The organism is Melaminivora jejuensis (assembly GCF_017811175.1).
GTDB classification, from domain to species: Bacteria; Pseudomonadota; Gammaproteobacteria; order Burkholderiales; family Burkholderiaceae_C; genus Melaminivora; species Melaminivora jejuensis.
Genome location: NZ_JACWIJ010000002.1, coordinates 811,238 through 827,077, shown reverse-complemented (window position 1 = coordinate 827,077; position 15,840 = coordinate 811,238). Strand labels below are relative to the sequence as shown.

General features: G+C 68.7%; 16 protein-coding genes and 1 pseudogene. 12 read left to right on the top strand and 5 right to left on the bottom strand.

Annotated elements, in window-relative coordinates; translation table 11 throughout:
• Positions 1-74: 74 nt before the first annotated feature.
• Entirely contained in the window at positions 75-986 is a 912-nt protein-coding gene (locus IDM45_RS04125; RefSeq protein ID WP_232654363.1) for a DMT family transporter, read from the top strand.
• 49 nt (positions 987-1,035) lie between these two features.
• Here IDM45_RS04125 and rraA read toward each other — a convergent pair whose 3' ends face one another.
• The gene (gene rraA, locus IDM45_RS04120; RefSeq protein WP_209421762.1) at positions 1,036-1,569 is read right to left on the bottom strand and encodes a ribonuclease E activity regulator RraA; all 534 of its coding nucleotides are present in this window, start codon (positions 1,567-1,569) and stop codon (positions 1,036-1,038) included.
• A gap of 250 nt (positions 1,570-1,819) precedes the next feature.
• Here rraA and IDM45_RS04115 point away from each other — a divergent pair, with 250 nt between their 5' ends.
• From IDM45_RS04115 to hemP, 6 genes and pseudogenes are all read left to right on the top strand, one after another.
• The gene (locus IDM45_RS04115; protein ID WP_209421761.1) at positions 1,820-2,137 is read left to right on the top strand and encodes an SWIB/MDM2 domain-containing protein; all 318 of its coding nucleotides are present in this window, start codon (positions 1,820-1,822) and stop codon (positions 2,135-2,137) included.
• A 173-nt stretch (positions 2,138-2,310) separates the two neighbouring features.
• The gene (locus IDM45_RS04110; RefSeq protein WP_209421760.1) at positions 2,311-2,586 is read left to right on the top strand and encodes a (2Fe-2S)-binding protein; all 276 of its coding nucleotides are present in this window, start codon (positions 2,311-2,313) and stop codon (positions 2,584-2,586) included.
• Between the two features lie 117 nt (positions 2,587-2,703).
• A pseudogene (locus IDM45_RS04105) lies at positions 2,704-3,452 on the top strand (energy transducer TonB).
• A gap of 44 nt (positions 3,453-3,496) precedes the next feature.
• Positions 3,497-4,219 carry a MotA/TolQ/ExbB proton channel family protein gene (locus IDM45_RS04100; RefSeq protein WP_209421759.1) on the top strand — a complete coding sequence of 241 codons (723 nt, stop codon included), beginning with the start codon at positions 3,497-3,499 and terminating at the stop codon, positions 4,217-4,219.
• 5 nt (positions 4,220-4,224) lie between these two features.
• Positions 4,225-4,635: an ExbD/TolR family protein gene (locus IDM45_RS04095; RefSeq protein WP_209421758.1), complete on the top strand. Its 411-nt coding sequence runs from the start codon at positions 4,225-4,227 to the stop codon at positions 4,633-4,635.
• 133 nt (positions 4,636-4,768) lie between these two features.
• A complete protein-coding gene (gene hemP / locus IDM45_RS04090) occupies positions 4,769-4,969 on the top strand; it encodes a hemin uptake protein HemP (protein WP_209423990.1) in 201 nt (66 codons plus the stop codon).
• A gap of 160 nt (positions 4,970-5,129) precedes the next feature.
• Here hemP and IDM45_RS04085 read toward each other — a convergent pair whose 3' ends face one another.
• Positions 5,130-5,537 (bottom strand): GlcG/HbpS family heme-binding protein, encoded by a 408-nt coding sequence (locus tag IDM45_RS04085; RefSeq protein WP_209421757.1) that lies wholly within the window; start codon positions 5,535-5,537, stop codon positions 5,130-5,132.
• A 209-nt stretch (positions 5,538-5,746) separates the two neighbouring features.
• On the opposite strand from IDM45_RS04085, the gene IDM45_RS04080 reads away from it, so the two are divergent.
• Together IDM45_RS04080 and IDM45_RS04075 are read left to right on the top strand one after the other, a co-directional pair.
• On the top strand, positions 5,747-6,442 hold the full coding sequence (locus IDM45_RS04080) for a Bax inhibitor-1 family protein (protein ID WP_209421756.1): 696 nt from the start codon (positions 5,747-5,749) through the stop codon (positions 6,440-6,442).
• 107 nt (positions 6,443-6,549) lie between these two features.
• Positions 6,550-6,939 (top strand): hypothetical protein, encoded by a 390-nt coding sequence (locus IDM45_RS04075; protein WP_408631644.1) that lies wholly within the window; start codon positions 6,550-6,552, stop codon positions 6,937-6,939.
• Positions 6,940-7,045: 106 nt separating this feature from the next.
• Here the strand turns inward: IDM45_RS04075 and rlmD are convergent, their stop codons facing one another.
• The 3 genes from rlmD to IDM45_RS04060 form a co-directional block, all read right to left on the bottom strand.
• Positions 7,046-8,494: a 23S rRNA (uracil(1939)-C(5))-methyltransferase RlmD gene (gene rlmD / locus IDM45_RS04070; protein WP_233457564.1), complete on the bottom strand. Its 1,449-nt coding sequence runs from the start codon at positions 8,492-8,494 to the stop codon at positions 7,046-7,048.
• A gap of 109 nt (positions 8,495-8,603) precedes the next feature.
• On the bottom strand, positions 8,604-8,957 hold the full coding sequence (locus tag IDM45_RS04065) for a hypothetical protein (RefSeq protein ID WP_209421754.1): 354 nt from the start codon (positions 8,955-8,957) through the stop codon (positions 8,604-8,606).
• 86 nt (positions 8,958-9,043) lie between these two features.
• On the bottom strand, positions 9,044-9,523 hold the full coding sequence (locus IDM45_RS04060; RefSeq protein WP_209421753.1) for an Lrp/AsnC ligand binding domain-containing protein: 480 nt from the start codon (positions 9,521-9,523) through the stop codon (positions 9,044-9,046).
• Between the two features lie 70 nt (positions 9,524-9,593).
• Here IDM45_RS04060 and putA point away from each other — a divergent pair, with 70 nt between their 5' ends.
• The 3 genes from putA (at position 9,594) to nrfD (ending at position 15,766) form a co-directional block, all read left to right on the top strand.
• Positions 9,594-13,463, top strand: a complete 3,870-nt coding sequence (putA, locus tag IDM45_RS04055; RefSeq protein WP_209421752.1) for a trifunctional transcriptional regulator/proline dehydrogenase/L-glutamate gamma-semialdehyde dehydrogenase — start codon at positions 9,594-9,596, stop codon at positions 13,461-13,463.
• 383 nt (positions 13,464-13,846) lie between these two features.
• The gene (gene dsrO, locus IDM45_RS04050; RefSeq protein WP_209421751.1) at positions 13,847-14,680 is read left to right on the top strand and encodes a sulfate reduction electron transfer complex DsrMKJOP subunit DsrO; all 834 of its coding nucleotides are present in this window, start codon (positions 13,847-13,849) and stop codon (positions 14,678-14,680) included.
• A 21-nt stretch (positions 14,681-14,701) separates the two neighbouring features.
• A complete protein-coding gene (gene nrfD, locus IDM45_RS04045; RefSeq protein ID WP_209421750.1) occupies positions 14,702-15,766 on the top strand; it encodes an NrfD/PsrC family molybdoenzyme membrane anchor subunit in 1,065 nt (354 codons plus the stop codon).
• Positions 15,767-15,840 lie beyond the last annotated feature (74 nt).

The window sequence follows — 15,840 nt, the reverse complement described above, 5'->3', positions numbered from 1 at the left end:
CGGCCTGCCACTGCCGCTTCCTGACCGTGCCACCACCGAGCCGCCCCGTCGCCTACTTCTGCCTGGCCCTGAGCATGTCCCTGGTGGGCAGCTACGTTGCCCTGTCCAAGCCGCTGGCTGCGGCCTTTCCGGTCTTGCTGCTGGCCTGGCTGCGCTTTGGCATCGGCGGCTTGGCCATGCTGGGCTGGCTGCGCCGCCCACCTGACGAGCCACCCATGAGCGGCCAGACGCGCGCCCTGTTGCTGCTGCAGGCGCTGCTGGGCAACTTCCTGTTCACCATTTGCATGATCTATGGCGTCAGCCTGACCAGCGCCACCTCGGCCGGCGTCATCATGGCCTCCATTCCGGCCTGCGTGGCGGTCATGAGCTGGCTGTTCCTGCGCGAGCGCGTGGCGCCGCGCACCTGGCTGGCGGTAGCCTGCGCGGTGCTCGGCATCGCACTTTTTGCGCTATCGAAACCGGAGCTGCCAGCGAAGACCATGCAAGGGCTGGAGGCCGAAAACACCTCAAAGACACTGTGGTTGGGCTACGCCCTGCTGGTGGCGGCGTCGGTCTGCGAGGGCGCCTATTCGGTCATCGGCAAGAAGCTGACCGGCGCCCTCGGCCCCAAGCGCATCACGGCGCTGATCAACCTGTGGGGCTTTGCCCTGGCCACGCCGCTGGGCCTGTGGTGGGCCCTGCGCTTCGACTTCGGCGCCGTGCCCGCCAGCCTGTGGCTGCTGCTGCTGTTCTACGCGCTGGCGGCGTGCATGTGGACGGTCTGGCTATGGATGACCGGCCTGCAGGTCGTGCCCGCTGCCCAGGGCGGCGTGTTCACGGTGCTGCTGCCCGTCAGCGCCGCGCTGGTGGGCGTGCTGGTGCTGGGCGAGCGCTTCGGCGCTATGCAACTGCTGGCCTTTGCCATTGCGCTTGCCAGCGTCGTGCTGGCCACCCTGCCCTCGCGCCTGGCCTGGCGCGTGGGGCGCCAGCGCCCGCCTGCGGCCTGACGCCGGCTGGCAGCCCTGCCCGGCCCCCACACGCCCCCTTTCACAAAGGTCATGGCAAGGCGCGGTCGCTGACCACAATGCCATCGGCATCGGCATACAGCCAGTCGCCCGGGCGCACCCACACACCCTGCACCTGCACGGCAACGCCGCTTTGCCCCGTGCCGCGCTTTTGCGTGGGCAGCGGCACCAGGCCCAGGGCGCGGATGCCGACCTGCGCCGCGTTCAGTTCGGCCACGTCGCGCACGCAGCCGTTGACGACGATGCCGGCCCAGCCGTTGCGCGCCGCGCTGGCCGCCAGGTTGCCGCCGACCAGCGCCCGGCGCAGCGAGGCGCCGCCATCGACCACCAGCACCCGGCCCGCGCCGGGCGAGTCCACTGCGGCCTTGACCAGCGAGTTGTCCTCGAAGCAGTACACGGTCTGCACCGGGCCGCAAAAGGCGGCCACGCCGCCATAGCTGTGAAAGCCCGGCGGCAGGACGCGAAAGGCGCCGCTGTCGTCGGCCTTGTGGGCGTCGCACAGGTCGCAGGTGGCAAAGCTGGCAGGGCTGGAGGAGGAGGAGGAGGAGGCGGACGCGGCAATCATGGGCACACAGGCAAGGTTGTTGAATGGGGCAGGAGGAAGGCGTGCCGGCAGGGCCGGCGCCGGCCTGGACGGCAAAGACAGCCCGCCCGGGCGGGCCGCATTGTCGCCTGCGCCACAACCAGGCCGCCCGAGGGGCGAAAAAAGCGCTGCCTCCTTGGAAAGCGGTTTTTTTCCCATTAGCATCCCGCCTACCAGTGGAGCAGCCCGGCATTCGCTGGTCTCCTGTCCACCCACCACAAGGATCCCTGACATGGCAACTGCAAAAAAGGCCGCTCCCGCCGCCGCTCCCGCCGCCCCTGCGGCTGACGCCCCCAAGAAGCGCGCGCCCAACGCCGCCTTCATGAAACCCCTGACACCCAGCGCCGCCCTGGCCGCCGTGGTCGGCAAGGAGCCCCTGCCGCGCACCGAGATCATCAGCAAGCTGTGGGTCTATATCAAGGAGCACAACCTGCAGGATCCGGCCAACAAGCGCATGATCAACGCCGATGCCAAGCTCAAGAAAGTCTTCGACAAGCCCCAGGTATCGATGTTCGAGATGGCCGGCCTGATCGGCAAGCACGTGAAGTAAGCCCGCCAGGGTGCTGCACGGCAACCGACGCCCCGGCGTCGGTTTTTTTTTGCCCGCCGCCCGGTCGCCGCGACGCCGGCAGGGGAATGGAAAAAAGTGAATGCGATGGATTCTCATTTATACTCGCGGCACTTTTTCTTACCAAGCCAGCCAGGTCTGCCTGCACCCCAGCCATGATCGTTTGCGTCTGCCACCGTGTTTCCGACCGCGAGATTGCCCGCCATGCGCGCGCCGGGATGAGTTTTGACGAGATCCAGTTCGAACTCGGCGTCGCTACCCAGTGCGGCTGCTGCGAGGCCACGGCACGCGGCGTCGTCGCCCAATGCAGCGCCAGCCAGCCGGTGGCGGCACTGCACAATGAGGCTGCACGCGACGCCAGCCAGCTTGCCCCTCACTGCCCTGGAGGTCAGGCATGTTGCAAATCCTTGTCCCACTCGCTGGCAGCCTGATCCTGGTGCTGGGCTCGGTCTGGTGGATTCTGCGCAAATAGCATCGCCCACCGGACGAATACAAGGCTTTTTGGCCTCCAGCCCTTGCCTGGCAAGCGCGAGCAGCTATCATTTTTCATGCCCTTGACTGACCGATACGGCGCAATGCCGGGCCTGACGGGCCGCAACCTGGCCGTGGCCACTGCAGTGCTGGCCCTGCACGCAGGCGGCCTTTGGGCGTTGCAGTCGGGCCTGGCGCGGGTCGAGCCGCCCCGGGTGGTGGTGCCTGTGCAGCTCATCAGCGAAATGCTGGTGGCGCAGCCGCCAGCGCCGCCACCACCGGCGCCGGCCCCCCCGCCCCGCCACCGCCCAAGCCTGCCCCACCCAAGCCCGCGCCACCCAAACCGGCTCCGGCGCCGCCCAAACCCACGCCGCCGCGCCCGCAGCCAGCCCCCATGCCGCTGGCCATCCCGGATCCGGCACCGGCGCCCGATGCCCCCACCGGCGCCAGCGAGCCGCAGCCGCCAGCGCCGCCCGCTCCCCCGGTACCGCCGGCACCGCCGGCCCCTCCAGCGCCGCCTGCGCCACCAGCCCCGCCCGCCGTGGTGCAGCCCTCCAGCAACGCCAGCCACCTGAACAACCCGGCCCCGGCCTATCCTGCCGTCAGCCGCCGCCTGGGCGAGCAGGGCGTGGTGCTGCTCAACGTGCTGATCGGCACCGACGGCCTGCCGCAAAAAGTCGAGCTCAAGAAATCCAGCGGCTTCGAGCGGCTGGATCGCCAGGCGCTGGAGACCGTGCAGCGCTGGCGCTTCGTGCCTGGCACGCGCAATGGCGTGCCCGAGGCCATGTGGTTCGTGCAGCCCATCAATTTCGTGCTCAAGCAGTGAGCCAACAACACAACGGCCCCCGCCAACCCCAGGAGTTCTCTTTCATGGAATCGCAATTCGGCATCGCCAACGTCTGGATCCAGGGCGACTTCGTCACCCGCGCCACTGCCGTGCTGCTGCTGGGCATGTCCCTGGCGTCGTGGATCGTCATCGCCATCAAGGCGCTGGACATCGTGAAATTCAAGCGCCTGGCGCGCGAGACGCACGCTTTCTGGCACAGCGAGGACTTCGCCGCCGGCCTGGGCAAGCTCGACGCCAGCGCTGCCAACCCGTTTCGCCACCTGGCCATCGAGGGCCGCGAGGCCACGGCCCACCACCGCAACAGCCAGGCCCAGCTGCACGACCACCTGGATGTAAGCGACTGGGTCACGCGCAGCCTGCGCAACAGCATCGACGAGTTCACCGCCCGGCTGCAGTCGGGCCTGGCCATCCTGGCCTCGGTCGGCTCCACTGCCCCCTTCATCGGCCTGTTCGGCACCGTCTGGGGGATTTACCACGCGCTGCTGGCCATCGGCGCCTCGGGCCAGTCCACCATCGACAAGGTAGCCGGGCCGATCGGCGAGGCGCTGATCATGACCGCCCTGGGCCTGGCCGTGGCCATCCCGGCGGTGCTGGGCTACAACGCCCTGGTGCGCGGCAACAAGCACATCCTGAGCAGCCTCAACAGCTTCGCCCACGACCTGCACGCCTTCTTCGTGACCGGCGCCCGGGTGCGCGCCTCGGGCGGCGCCGGCAGCGCCAGCGTCATCCCCATGAAGAAAGGCTGAGCGTCATGGCCTTCGGAACCCAGGACAGTGCCGACGACGTGATGAACGAAATCAACATGACGCCGCTGGTGGATGTCATGCTGGTGCTGCTCATCATCTTCATCATCACCGTGCCGGTCATGAAGCACGCTGTGCCGGTGGATCTGCCGCGTGCGGCCAACCAGGAGGAGGTCATCAAGCCCGAGACCATCCGCCTGTCGGTCACGGCGGACGGCAGCTACCACTGGAACGAGACCGCCATAGCCGACGAGGAACTGGAGCCGCGCCTGCGCGCGGAGGCCGGCAAGGAGCCGCAACCCGACCTGCACATCCGCGGCGACAAGGACGTGCGCTACGAGCGCGTCGCCCAGGCCATGGCAGCGGCGCAGCGGGCTGGCGTGCGCAAGATCGGCTTCGTCACCGATCCGGGGCAGTGAGCGGCAGCGCCGGGCAGGCAGGCAGAAAAATCGGAAAAGGCTTGACGATCAAATGAGAATGATTATCATTTGATGACTTTGACTCCAGCCCGACCTGCCCTGAACTCCAGCCATGCCAGCCCTGATGACCCGCATGACCGCGACGCCCGATCAACCCAGCACTCCAGCCTCCCCGGCCGAGCCCGCTTCGCAGGCAGCAGCCGCATCGGCCCAGGCGGGAGCACTGGACAGCGCCCGGCTGCTGCAAGGCCACAAGGCGGTCACCATCGCACACAACGGCACTCTGTACCGCCTGCAGGCCACGCGCCTGGGCAAGCTCATCCTGACCAAGTAAGCCGCCAGACAGACAAACCCAGTTTCATCGTGGGGCGACTCGCGGGCTGCTCCAGCCCGACCAGTCGTTTTGGCCAGCCAGCGGGAAATGCCCTTTCCCTCGTAGCCACGCCTTTTTTGCTGCGTTGTGCGTGACGTTCACGCCCAACAACGCCCAACGATCAGAGACCAATGGCAGCAATGCCGGCGCGGGCGATCTGCGCGTCCTCGGTGGACTTGACGCCGCTCACGCCCACGGCACCCAGGCACTGGCCGTCCTTCATGATGGGCACGCCGCCCTCCAGCATTCCGGCAATGGCCGGCGCCGACAGAAAGGACGTGCGCCCGCCGTTGATCATGTCCTCGTAGCCCTTGCTCTCGCGCCGGCCCAGGGCGGCGCTGTGTGCCTTGGCCGGGGCGATGTGCGCCGACAGGGGCGCTGCGCCATCCAGGCGCGCCAGGTGCAGCAGGTGGCCGCCGGCGTCCACGATGGCAATCGTCACGGCCCATTGATTCTTCAGCGCCTCGGCCTCGGCGGCGGCGGCGATCTGCTTGATATCGGAGTGCTCCAGGACGTGGGTGGTTTTCATGGCTGTGCGAATCAAAATTTCAAAGACCGCCGCAGCATAGCCAGGCACGCCGCACGCAGTGCGCCCGTACAGGGTGAAACAATGCCGACTTTAAAGTAGGGGATGATGCGCGGATATTGCAAAATGACCGCAACCCCCCATCTGAAACCCGCTGGCCGGATCGCCATCCACGGCACCGGCCTGGATCGCACAAGCAGGAGAGACACACCATGAACCAACAGATGACCCGATTCGGCAGCGCCGCCAGCTACGGCCTGTCGCAGGAGCAGCGCCACCGCGTGCTGCGCAACACCTACTGGCTGCTGGCGCTGAGCATGCTGCCCACCGTGGCCGGCGCCTGGCTGGGCGTGGCCACCGGCATCACCGCCGCGCTCACCGGCGGCCTGGGGCTGATCGTCTTCCTGGGCGGCGCTTTTGCCTTCATGTTCGCCATCGAAAAGACCAAGCACTCTGCCGCCGGCGTGCCGGTGCTGCTGGCCTTCACCTTCTTCATGGGCCTGATGCTGTCGCGCCTGATCGGCGCCATCCTGGGCTTTTCCAACGGCGCCGAGCTCATCATGACGGCCTTTGCCGGCACGGCAGGCGTGTTCTTCGTGATGGCAAGTCTTGCCACCGTGATCAAGCGCGACCTCTCGGGCCTGGGCAAGTGGCTGTTCGTCGGCGCGCTGGTGCTGATCGTGGGCTCGGTCATCAACGTCTTTGTCGGCTCCACCGCCGGCATGATGGCAATCTCGATGGGCGCCATCGCCATCTTCAGCGCCTACATGCTGTATGACATCAAGCAGATCCTGGACGGCGGCGAGACCAACTACATCAGTGCCACGCTGGCCCTGTACCTGGACTTGTTCAACGTCTTCCAGGGCCTGCTGGCCCTGCTGGGTATCATGGGCGGCGAGCGCGACTGACGCGCACTGCCGGCTTGCCGACCCAGCATCCCCTGCCCCGCCCGTTGCCGCGCGGGGCTTTTTTGCGCCCACGCTCAACTTGGGCGCACAACAGCCGATAAGAACCCATGCTGCAGCCTCGCCACCCCTCCCTGCCGCGCAAGGCCACCCTGGCCCTGCCCTTCACGCTGCTGGCCGCCACGCTGGTGCTGGCCGGCTGCGACATCCCGGGCATCGGCCCCGATCCGCGCATCGCCCAGCGCGAGGCCGAGGCCAAGGCCATAGGCGGCGCCTGCCGCCACGCCCTGCGCGGCCTGGAGGACTGCTTCACGCTCAACCCCAAGGCGCCCAAGGCCCTGGTGTTCGCCGGCTGGAAAGACATGGATTCGTACATGCGCGAGCACAAGCTGGAGGGCGCGCCCTCGGTGCTCACGCAGCTGCAGCCGCCGGCCAAGGCCAAGCCGGCACGCAGCGATGACGACAGCCGCAGCGAGCGCGGTAGCGGCAGCAGCAGCTGATGCCCGTGTGCAGCTGGCGCACCCGCGCTCTGACGCTGCTTGTCAACACTACTTTTTTGATAGCTGCCAGCGCTTGCCAGGCAAGCGCTGGAGCCATTTTCAGCCCTCAGACAGGCCTCGATCCACCCGCTTCCACCCGCTCGAACACGGCCATGCTCTCGACGTGCGCCGTGTGCGGAAACATGTTGACCACGCCCGCCGCCGTGCAGCGGTAGCCCGCCTGATGCACCAGCAGGCCGGCGTCGCGCGCCAGGGTGGCCGGGTTGCAACTGACATAGACGATGCGCGCCGGCGGCTGCCAGCCCGCGCTGCCCGCCGGCAGGGCCGCAGCGCCCTCGGCGCCGATGCGCGCCTGGTGGATGTCAGCCAGCGCCTTGGCCAGAGCAAAAGCGCCCTCGCGCGGCGGATCGACCAGCCACTTGTCGGCGCTGCCATCGGCCATGAGCAGCTCGGGCGTCATCTCGAACAGGTTGCGCGCTACGAAAATGGTAGCTGCCAGCGCTTGTCCAGCGGGCCTTTGCGCCTGATTTTTCGCATGATTTTCGCGTGAGCGGGCGACCAGCGCCTCACTGCCCTCTATGCCCAGCACCTCGCGCGCCTGCGTGGCCAGCGGCAGCGTGAAATTGCCCAGGCCACAGAACCAGTCGATCACCCGCTCATGCGGCTGCACCTGCAGCAGGCGCAGCGCGCGCGTGACCAGCACGCGGTTGATGTGCGGATTGACCTGGGTGAAGTCCGTGGGCCGAAACGGCATGGTGATGCCGAAATCGGGCAGCTCGTAGGCCAGCGCCTCGCCGCCCGCGTCCAGCAGCTGCACCGTGTCCGGCCCCTTGGGCTGCAGCCACCACTGCACGCCGTGCTGCGCGGCGAAGTCGCGCAGGCGCTGGCGGTCGGCGCCCGACAACGGCTCCAGGTGGCGCAGCACCAGGGCGGTGACGCGGTCGCCGCAGGCCAGCTCGATCTGCGGGCAGGTGTCGCGCGCGTCCATGCCGGCGATCAGCGCGCGCAGCGGCATCAGCAGGGCATCGACGTGCGGCGGCAGGATCTTGCAGGTCTGCATGTCGGCGATGTAGCGGCTCTTTCTCTCGTGAAAGCCGACCAGCACCGTGCCCTTTTTCAGCACATGGCGCACCGACAGCCGGGCGCGGAAGCGATAGCCCCAGGCCGGGCCGTGGATGGGGCGCAGCACGGTCTCGGGCCGCACCTTGCCCAAATGCCACAGGTTGTCCTCCAGCACGCGCTGCTTGACGGCCACCTGGGCGCCGGCGTCCAGGTGCTGCATCTTGCAGCCGCCGCAGGCGCCGGCGTGCAGGCCGAAGTGCGGGCACAGCGGGCGCACGCGCTGGCTGGACTCGCGATGGATCTCGGTCAGCTGGGCCTGCTCCCAGTTGTTCTTCTTGCGGCCCGTGCTGGCGCTGACCAGCTCGCCCGGCAGTGCGCCGTCGATGAACACGACCTTGCCGTCGGGCCGATGCGCGACGCCCTGGGCGTCCAGATCCATGGATTCGATGGCCAGCCAGCCTGGCGGCAACGCGCTCGCAGCGCTGGCTTGCAGGCTGGCATCAAGGCTGGCAGGGGAAGAGGGGAGAGGTTTTCTGCGGGGTCGCTCATGCCCCGATTGTCTCAGCCCGCCATCGCCTGCAGGCGCGCCGCGTGCTCCTTGGTCAACCCCTGTCGCCCCGCGGTGCCGGCAATGGCGCGCGCTCAGGCGGCACTTGCGGGGCGATGCCCGCCGAGGGTTCGCGCACCACGCCCTGGGTGCTGGCGGGCAGGCGATAGACCTCTTGGTCGCAGGCGCCGCTGTACAGCGAAAACACCAGGCTGGCGCCCGGCGCGATGCGCGGCAGCGTCTCGTGCAAGGGCAGCGACATGTCCACCGGCGGCGTCTGCGCGCGGTACAGCACCTGCTGGTCGGCGCCCAGCACGGTGTAGCAGGCAGCGTGCGCCAGCGGGGCGGACAGCAGCAGGGCCAGCGCCCAGGCGGCACGGCGGACGGGAAAAATAGGGCTTGGGGACATGAAAGCTCCAGGCGACAGGGTTGGGGCGGCAGGCGCGATGGCGCCGATTATGGACAGGCGCACGGAGGCCGCGCACCTTCACGCCCTCAGGGCAGGTGCAGATGGCTGCAGTGCTTGACCTCCTCCATCACCGCATAGGTGCGCGTCTCGCGCACCCCGGGCAGCTGCCACAGCACGTCGCCGGCAAAGCGCCGGTAGGCCGCCATGTCCGCCGAGCGCGTCTTGAGCAGGTAGTCGAAGCCGCCGGCCACCATGTGGCACTCCATGATCTGCGGGTGTACCTGCACGGCGGCCTTGAACTGCTCGAAGACATTGGGCGTGGTGCGGTCGAGCAGCACTTCGACGAAGACCAGCATCCCGGCACCCAGCTTGAGCGGGTTGAGCCGCGCCTCGTAGCCCAGGATGAAGCCGCCCTGCGTCAGCCGCTGCACGCGGGCCAGCACGGCCGTGGGCGACAGCGACACGGCCTCGGCCAGCTTCAGGTTGGACAGCCGCCCGTCGGTTTGCAGGATCTTCAGGATGCGCAGGTCTATGCGATCCAGACTGAAGGTTTCAGGCGCTTTCATGGCGTGATTATTCGGCTAGCAAGCCTGATTTTGGTGATTCATTCAGCCGGCCAGACCCCATGATCCGCGCATGGACACCGCCGCCTTCTTCCCCCGCCCGCAGGACGCCGCGCCCCTGCGCCAGGCCATCACCGCCGCCACCCGTATGCCCGAGCCGCAGGCGTTGGCGCCGCTGCTGGCCGCCGCGCGACTGCCGCCGGCGCAGCAGCAGGCCGTGCAGGCGCGTGCGCTGGCGCTGGCACAGGCCTTGCGCGGGCGCAGGAGCGAGGGCGGGCGCGCCGGGCTGGTGCAGGCGCTGTTGCAGCAGTTCGCCCTGTCGTCGCAGGAGGGCGTGGCGCTGATGTGCCTGGCCGAAGCGCTCTTGCGCATCCCCGACGCGGCCACGCGCGATGCACTGATCCGCGACAAGGTGGGCACGGGCGACTGGGCGCGGCACTTGGGGCAAAGCCCCTCGCTGTTCGTCAACGCCGCCACCTGGGGCCTGCTGCTGACCGGTCGGCTGGTGGCCACGCACAGCGAATCGGGCCTGAAGGACGCGCTGCGCCGCCTCACCGTGCGCGGCGGCGAGCCTTTGATCCGCAGGGGCGTGGATGTCGCCATGCGCATGATGGGCGAGCAATTCGTGACCGGCGAGACCATTGAGCAGGCCCTGGGCAACGCCCGCCGGCTGGAGGCGCGCGGCTTTCGCTACTCCTACGACATGCTGGGCGAGGCAGCCCTGACCGCAGGCGACGCGCAGCGCTACCAGCAAGCCTACATCGACGCCATCCACGCCATCGGCCAGGCCAGCGCCGGGCGCGGCGTGTATGCCGGACCGGGCATTTCCATCAAACTCAGCGCCCTGCACCCGCGCTACCAGATGGCGCAGTGGCAGCGCGTGATGGACGAGCTGTACCCGCGCGTGCTGGAGCTGGCGCGCCTGGCGCAGCACTACGACATCGGCCTGAACATCGACGCCGAGGAAGCCGACCGGCTGGAGCTGTCGCTGGACTTGCTGGAGCGCCTGTGCCACGAACCCTCGCTGGCCGGCTTTGCCGGCATCGGCTTCGTCATCCAGGCCTACCAAAAGCGCTGCCCGGCGGTCATCGACTGGTGCATCGACCTGGCGCGCAGGAGCGGCCACCGGCTGATGATCCGCCTGGTCAAGGGCGCCTACTGGGACAGCGAGATCAAGCGCGCCCAGGTCGAGGGCCTGGCGGACTACCCCGTCCATACGCGCAAGGCACATACCGACGTGTCCTACATCGCCTGCGCGCGCAAGCTCCTGGCTGCGCCGGATGCGGTCTATCCGCAGTTCGCCACGCACAACGTGCAGACCCTGGCCAGCATCTGGGAGCTGGCCGGGCCGCAGCGCTACGACGGCGGGCAGTACGAATTCCAGTGCCTGCACGGCATGGGCGAGCCGCTGTACGAGCAGATCATCGGCCAGCGCCCCTGCCGCATCTACGCCCCAGTGGGCACGCACGAGACCCTGCTGGCCTACCTGGTGCGCCGGCTGCTGGAAAACGGCGCCAACACCTCGTTCGTCAACCGCGTGGCCGATACGGCGCTGCCGCTGGAATCCCTGATCGAAGACCCCGTGGCCACGGTGGATGCGCTGGCGGCCAGCGAAGGCGCAGCCGGCCTGCCGCACCCGCGTATCCCGCTGCCGGGCGGCCTCTACGGCGCGGCACGCGCCAATTCGAGCGGGCTGGACTTGGCCGCCGCGCCGATGCTGGCCGCCCTGGCACAGGCGCTGGACGCCAGCCGGGCCAGCGCCTGCCTGGCGGCGCCGCTGGTCGGCGCAGCGGCAGCACCGGCGCAGGTTGTAGATTTGGCATCAAATACGGCGAAAAACCTTGCTGGGCAAGTGCTCACAGCTATCGAAAGCGTAGCTTTTGACAACATGGCGCAGGCAGACACCGCCCCTATCCTGCTGGACATCCGCAATCCCGCCGACCACGGCGATCTGGTCGGCCAGGTGCGCGAGGCCAGCGCCGGCGACATCGACGCTGCCCTGGCCGCCGCCACGGCCTGCCAGCCCGCCTGGGCAGCCACCGCCCCTGCCGCGCGCACGCAACTGCTGCGCCGCAGCGCCGAGCTGCTCCAGGCCGAGGCGCCGCGCCTGCTGCCGCTCATCATGCGCGAGGCCGGCAAGACCGCCGCCAACGCCGTGGCCGAGCTGCGCGAGGCGGTGGACTTCCTGCGCTACTACGCCGCGCAGGTCGAATCGGGCGGCTGGGACAACGCCACGCACGTGCCGCTGGGGCCGGTGGCGTGCATCAGCCCGTGGAATTTTCCGCTGGCCATCTTCCTGGGCCAGGTTGCCGCCGCCCTGGCCGCCGGCAACGTGGTGCTGGCCAAGCCCGCCGAGCAAACGCCGCTCATCGCCCATGAGGCCGTGCGCCTGCTGCACGCCGCCGGCGTGCCGCACACGGCGCTGCAGCTGCTACCCGGCAGCGGCGAGGCCGTGGGCGCGGCGCTGGTGCGGGATGCGCGCGTGCAGGGCGTCATGTTCACCGGCTCGACCGAGGTCGCGCGCATCCTGCAACAGAGTCTGGCGCAGCGCCTGGGCGCGCACGGCCAGCCAGTGCCGCTGATCGCCGAAACCGGCGGGCAGAACGCCATGGTCGTGGACTCCTCGGCGCTGGCCGAGCAGGTCGTGGCCGACGTGCTGGCCTCGGCCTTCGACAGCGCCGGCCAGCGCTGCTCGGCGCTGCGCGTGCTGTGCCTGCAGGATGAGTGCGCCGAGCGCATCCTGGCCATGCTGCGCGGCGCCCTGGCCGAGCAGCGCGTGGGCGACCCCGGCGCGCTGGCCACCGACATCGGCCCGGTCATAGACGCCGAAGCGCAGCGCGGCATCGAGGACTACATCGCCAGCCGGCGCAAGCAGGGCCATGCCGTGCATCAGGGCGCGCTGGACGCCGCCGTGGCAGCGCGCGGCACCTTTGTCGCGCCCACGCTGATCGAGCTGCAGGACGCCACCGAGCTGGGCCGCGAGGTCTTCGGCCCGGTGCTGCACGTGCTGCGCCATGCGCGCGCCGAGTTGCCGGCGCTGCTGGCACAGATCAACGCTACCGGCTACGGCCTGACGCAAGGCGTACACACGCGCATCGATGAGACCGTGGCGCGCGTGGCCGCGCAGGCGCAGGCCGGCAACCTGTACGTGAACCGCAACATGGTCGGCGCCGTGGTCGGCGTACAGCCCTTCGGCGGCGAAGGCCTGTCGGGCACCGGGCCGAAGGCGGGCGGGCCGCTGTATCTGCTGCGGCTGCTGGCACACCACCCCCTGGACGCAGCACGCCAGGCCATCGCTGCCACAGCCGCCACAGCCATCGGCACTGCCGGCGGTGCCTTGCCGGCAGTGGACGCCTCGCTGCAGCCGGCCCTGCTGGCGCCGCTGCAGGCGCTGCAGACCTGGGCGCAGGAGCAGGAGCACGAAGGCTGGGCCGCGCCGCTGGCCGGCATCTGCGCCGCCCTGGCCCAGGCCAGCTGCGCCGGCCTGCAGGCCCGCCTGCCCGGCCCGACCGGCGAGAAAAACGACTACCGCATCCTGCCGCGCGAGCGCGTGCTGTGCCTGGCCGAGGGCGACGCGCCCGCCGCCCTGCTGGTGCAGCTGGCCACCGTGCTGGCCGCCGGCAGCCAGGCGCTGTGGCCGGCCAGCGCAGCCGCCCTGCGCGCCCGCCTGCCCCATGCGGTGCAAGAGCGCGTGATCTTGCTGGCCAACTGGCAGCAGGCGGATTTTGCTGCCGTATTGCACGGCGGCAGCGCGGCGGCCCTGCTGAATCTCCAGCGCATATTGACCCAGCGCCCGGGTGCATTGACAGGCCTGGCAGCCCTGAATGCGGATGCATCCCGGCAAAATGCCTGCACGGCCTTGCTGCGCCTGGTGCTGGAGCGCAGCACCAGCATCAACACCACGGCAGCCGGCGGCAATGCCAGCCTGATGGCCCTGGCCTGAGGAGCTCGGCCAGACAGCGCGGCGGATATCGATTCGAATTTTTATCCAAATCGGCCTCAAAACCAATGTAGGCAAGCGCTGATAGCTATCATTTTTCATGAAAAAACCCTGAATCCACCCTGATTTCACAATCCTGGAGACCAGCAAGGCAAGGCGCGGCAATCCTGTCGCGCCTTGCCTTTTTCATTTCCATGAAATCCTTAATGCACTGTTAATACAGGAAAAATATAATATTATTTTTGCCTTTATTTTTGCAATGACATATCTCTTTTGAATACTCATCAAATATCCCATCATTTGACCCGGATCAATACGCAGGATAAATAAAAGAATAATCTGAGAATATCCCGAATGATCGAATAAATAGATGAAGAAGATTGCCCATGCCTGACATCACCTCCTCCCCCGGCCCCCAGCCAGTGGCGCCAGCCGCCTCGGTCTCTGCGCCCACCCCAGCTGCCGCCCAGGTGCAGACCAGCAAGCGCAGTTTTCTTCAGGAGCTCATCGGCTTGGCCAGCGCCTTCGGTGCCGTCGCCGCCACCGGCCCGGCCACTGCCGCCGCCCTGCCCGGCAGCCAGCCGCCGCGCCGCCCCGGCATGGCCGGCAAGCGCTTCGGCATGTTGGTGGACATCCGCAAGTGCATCGGCTGCCAGGCCTGCACGGTGAGCTGCTCGGTGGAAAACCAGCCGCCCATCGGCCAGTTCCGCACCACCGTGCTGCAGTACGAGATCGACAAGCCAGACGGCTCCATGCCCGCCATGGTCAGCCTGCCGCGCCTGTGCAACCACTGCGAGGAGCCGCCCTGCGTGCCGGTCTGCCCGGTGCAGGCCACCTTCCAGCGCGAGGACGGCATCGTGCTGGTGGACAACGAGCGCTGCGTGGGCTGCGGCTACTGCGTGCAGGCCTGCCCCTATGACGCGCGCTTCATCAACCACGAGACGCAGACCGCCGACAAATGCACCTTCTGCGAGCACCGCCTGGAGGTCGGCCTGCTGCCGGCCTGCGTGGAGAGCTGCGTCGGCGGCGCGCGCGTGATCGGCGACCTGAACGACCCGCAAAGCGAGATCAACCGCCGCATGGCCGCGCACGAGGAGGGCGTCAAGGTGCTCAAGCCCGGCATGAAGACCGAGCCGCGCGTGTTCTACATCGGCCTGCCCGATGAATTCGTCGATGGCGTCGATGGCCAGGCCAGCGTGCGCCTGGTGTCCGAGCACTGACCGCCCCGGGAGGACTTTCACATGCAGATCATCGAATTGCTCACCCCGGCCTACGAGGCCGCCTGGCTGCCCTGGGCCGTGCAGTATTTCTTCCTGGCCGGCATCGCCACCGGCGCGGCGCTGCTGGTGGCGGCGTGCGGCCTGGCCCTGGCACGCCCAGCCAGCGCGCCCGATGCGCCGCTGTCGCCCCTGGCACGCCTGACGCCGGTGGCCGTGCTGACGCTGGCCGTGGTGGCCATTGCCGCGCCAGTGTCGCTGCTGGCCGACCTGCACCAGCCGGCGCGCTTTTGGCACTTCTACGCGCACTTCACGCCCTGGTCGTGGATGTCGCTGGGCGCGCTGCTGCTGCCGGCCTTCGTGGCACTGGCGCTGGCCATGTGCGCCAGCTGGTGGCTGGGCCGCCTGCGCTGGATGCGCCTGCTGGCGCCGCTGCTGGTGCTGTCGGCGCTGAGCATCGTGCTCTACACCGGCGCCGAGGTCATGGTGGTGCGCGCCCGTCCGCTGTGGCACACCGCCTGGCTGCCGGTCAACCTGGCGCTGACCGGCTGGCTGGCGGCCATCGGCGTGATGCTCCTGATCGAGCGCTTCCTGCCCGCCGCGCTGCGCCCGCACGATGCAGCGCTGCAGCTGCTGCGCCGCATCGCCCTGGCCCTGGGCGCGCTGCTGGCGCTGGCCACCCTGAGCTGGTTCACCCTGGGCCTGGTGGCGCGCTCGCCCTCGCTGCTGGCGGCGCTGCGGCTGTGGAATGACTTCCCGGTCTGGCGCGCCGGCATGGTGCTCTCGGCGCTGGGCGGCGTGGCCGTGCTGGCCGTGCTGCTGGCCGGGCGCACCCGCATGGCCTGCCCCTGGTACCGCGCCATGCTGGGCCTGCTGCTGGCCGGCAGTGCCTGGGCGTTTCGCTGGGCGCTGTTCATGAGCGTACAGGGCGTGCCCAAATTCGGCGCCGGCCTGTACCTCTACACCATGCCGCTGGGCAGCGACGGACTACTGGGGATGCTGGGCGTATTCGGCCTGTGCATCGCCCTGGTGGCGGCGGCCACCTGGGCGCTGGAGACCTGGCCGGCACTCAAGCCCGCCCGCGCGTAGGAAAAAAAGCCTCGAACCGTTGCCTGACAAGCGTGAGCAGCTATCAAAAAAACAAGCAACCCGCCGCCCACGCC